3 protein-coding genes are annotated in these 2,689 nt (G+C 60.8%); all 3 read right to left on the reverse strand.

The annotated features are described in order from the left end of the window. Window positions 1-773, reverse strand: a 773-nt coding sequence (locus D6877_RS15520; protein WP_130911360.1) for a sulfite exporter TauE/SafE family protein, incomplete at its 3' end; no start/stop codon positions are given. Window positions 774-783: 10 nt separating this feature from the next. Continuing rightward, window positions 784-2,028, reverse strand: coding sequence for an FAD/NAD(P)-binding oxidoreductase (locus D6877_RS15525; protein WP_130911359.1), 1,245 nt, complete (start codon window positions 2,026-2,028; stop codon window positions 784-786). A gap of 166 nt (window positions 2,029-2,194) precedes the next feature. After that, the gene (locus tag D6877_RS15530) at window positions 2,195-2,536 is read right to left on the reverse strand and encodes a metalloregulator ArsR/SmtB family transcription factor (protein WP_016775194.1); all 342 of its coding nucleotides are present in this window, start codon (window positions 2,534-2,536) and stop codon (window positions 2,195-2,197) included. Window positions 2,537-2,689: the final 153 nt, after the last annotated feature.

The following is a 2,689-nucleotide window of genomic DNA, read 5'->3' on the forward strand; positions in this document are numbered from 1 at the left end:
ACCACCAGACAGACACTGGCAAACCCCACCTGCAACGCCCGCGCCGGCACCTGCGCGCACAGCCTGCGACCGATGAGCATGCCAACGATGCTGGCGACAATGAACGCCCCACCCTGGCTGTCGATACGCACCCCCGCATGAAACGCGCCGATCACCCCGATCGCGGAAATCAGACTGATAACCATCAACGACGTCGCAACGATGCCGCGCATCTGCACATCGGTCAGTTGCTTGAACGCCGGCACAATCAGAAAGCCGCCGCCGACGCCCAGTAAACCCGAAACCACGCCAGTAACCGCTCCCAGTGCAGCAAGGGTGGCGGTGCATTTGGCGGTCCAGTCGAAGCGCCCGGTCTGCTCGTTGAGCATGCAGTTTTTCTGCCCCCAACTGGCGTGACCGTGATCGCTCGGCCCGGCTTGCTGACGCTCCTTTCTGAACATTCGCCAGGCGACCAGAACCATCAGCAGGCTAAACAGCATCATCAGAATCTTTTCCGGCAACTGATGCGCGAAGTAGATCCCCAGCGGCGAAAACACCGCACCCAGTGCCGCGATCAACAGCGCCGCGCGGTAACGCACCAGACCATGGCGCAAACCATCGATCGCCCCGACCGCTGCCGCGCTGCCGACAGCAAACAAGGCCACCGGCGCCGCTTGCGTCATCGTCCAGCCGAGCCCGAGCACCAGCGCCGGCACCGCGAGAATCCCGCCACCCGCGCCGGTCAGGCCGAGGACCAACCCCATCACCACGCCAAACAGACTTGCCAGCAACATAGGGGTTTTCTCAGTCGACCTTGGACAGACGCGTCAGCCACTCGCGGCCCTTGAGCATGCCGTGCCAGTAGAACCACGGCAGCAGCGTCGCTTTCAGCCACCATGCCGAACGCCTTGGCACGGTCGGGTTCAGCGGGAAAGTCGGCAGCAGTTTGCCGCCATAGCCGAACTCGGCGAGGATCACCTTGCCCTTCTCCACCGTCAGCGGGCACGAGCCGTAGCCGTCGTATTTGAGCGGCAGCGGTTGATGCTTGCGCGCGGCCAGGAGGTTCTGCGCAACGACGACAACCTGCTTGCGCACCGCTGCGGCAGTTTTCGCGTTGCTGGTGCCGCAGATATCGCCCAGTGCGAACACGTCGCGATAGCGCGGATGCTGCAAGCTGTGTGGATCGACTTCGCACCAACCGCCGGCATCGGCCAGCGCACTCTGTGCGATGAAATCCGGCGCGACTTGTGGCGGCACGACGTGCAGCAGATCGAAGGTTTTCGCGATCCGGCTGACATTGCCGTCGGCGTCCTTGACTTCAAACCAGGCGGTTTTCGCCGGGCCGTCGACCTTGACCAGATTCGAGTTGAACGCCAGTTGCGCGCCGTACTGTTCGATGTACTTCATCAACGGCGGCACGAAGGTCGGCACGCCAAACAGCGCAGCGCCAGCGAGATTGAATTCGACATTGATGTCTTTCAGCACGGCGGATTTGCGCCAGTAATCGCAAGACAGATACAGGGCCTTCTGCGGCGCGCCGGCACATTTGATCGGCATCGCTGGTTGGGTGAACAGCGCCCGGCCATCGCGCAGTTTCTGCACTTGATCCCAGGTGTACTGGGCGTGCTGATAGCTGTAGTTGGAGGTGACGCCGTGCTGGCCGAGGCTTTCCTGCAAGCCTTCGATTTTCTCCCAGGCCAGGCGCAGGCCGGGGCAGACGACCAGGTTCTGATAGCTGACGGTGCGCTGGTCGTCGAGGGTGAGTTGGCGGCTTTGCGGGTCGATGGCGCTGACACTGGCCTGAATCCACGTTGCCTGACGCGGCATGACTTTGCTCATCGGCCTGACGGTGTCTTTCACATCGAACGCACCACCGCCGACCAGCGTCCACGCCGGTTGATAGTAGTGCTGTGAACTCGGTTCGATCACGGTGACTTTGAGCTGCGGGTCACGCTTGAGCAGGCTGGCAACAAAACCCATGCCGGCCGTGCCGCCGCCGATGACCACGATGTCGGCACTGATGGATGGGCCCCAGTGTTGATCGTTCATTGCTTGTTCCTTTTGCTGCACGCAAGGATTTTTTGGTCCACCACAACAAACAATGTGGGAGCGAGCCTGCTCGCGAAAGCGGTGGCTCAGTCAACTATTCGTCGGCTGACATGCCGCCTTCGCGAGCAGGCTCGCTCCCACAGGAGATGTTTGTGAAGGCTGGCATTTATGGCTGTTCCCAGCTCTTGAGTACCGCTCCGCAATACAGCCCCGACAGGGTCTTCATCACCTGGATCACTTCGTGACTGGCCAGGCCGTAGAAAATGTATTTGCCTTCGCGGCGAGTCGCGACCAGGCCTTCATCGCGCAAGATGCCCAGTTGTTGGGACAGCGTCGGCTGGCGTACGCCGGTCATTTTTTCCAGCTCGCCGACGTTGCGTTCGCCCTGGGTCAGTTGACAGAGGATCAACAGACGATCCTCATTGGCCAGGGCTTTGAGCAAGGCGCAGGCTTTGGACGCCGAGGCGCGCAGTTGGGCGACTTCACATTCGGTCAGACTGGATTGCATTTGCACGAGGCCTTGAAGGTCACTTAAGCTGCGAACATTATGTTTTTACATAAAGTGTTGCAACCCGAAATTCCCCAGCACAGGTTTTCGCCATGCCCGCCCAGATTGAAGCGTTCCTCGACCCCGCCTCCTCGACCTACAGCTACGTGGTCT

Origin of the sequence: Pseudomonas sp. Sample_9 (genome assembly GCF_004307535.1) — a bacterium.
GTDB classification, from domain to species: Bacteria; Pseudomonadota; Gammaproteobacteria; order Pseudomonadales; family Pseudomonadaceae; genus Aquipseudomonas; species Aquipseudomonas mercuritolerans.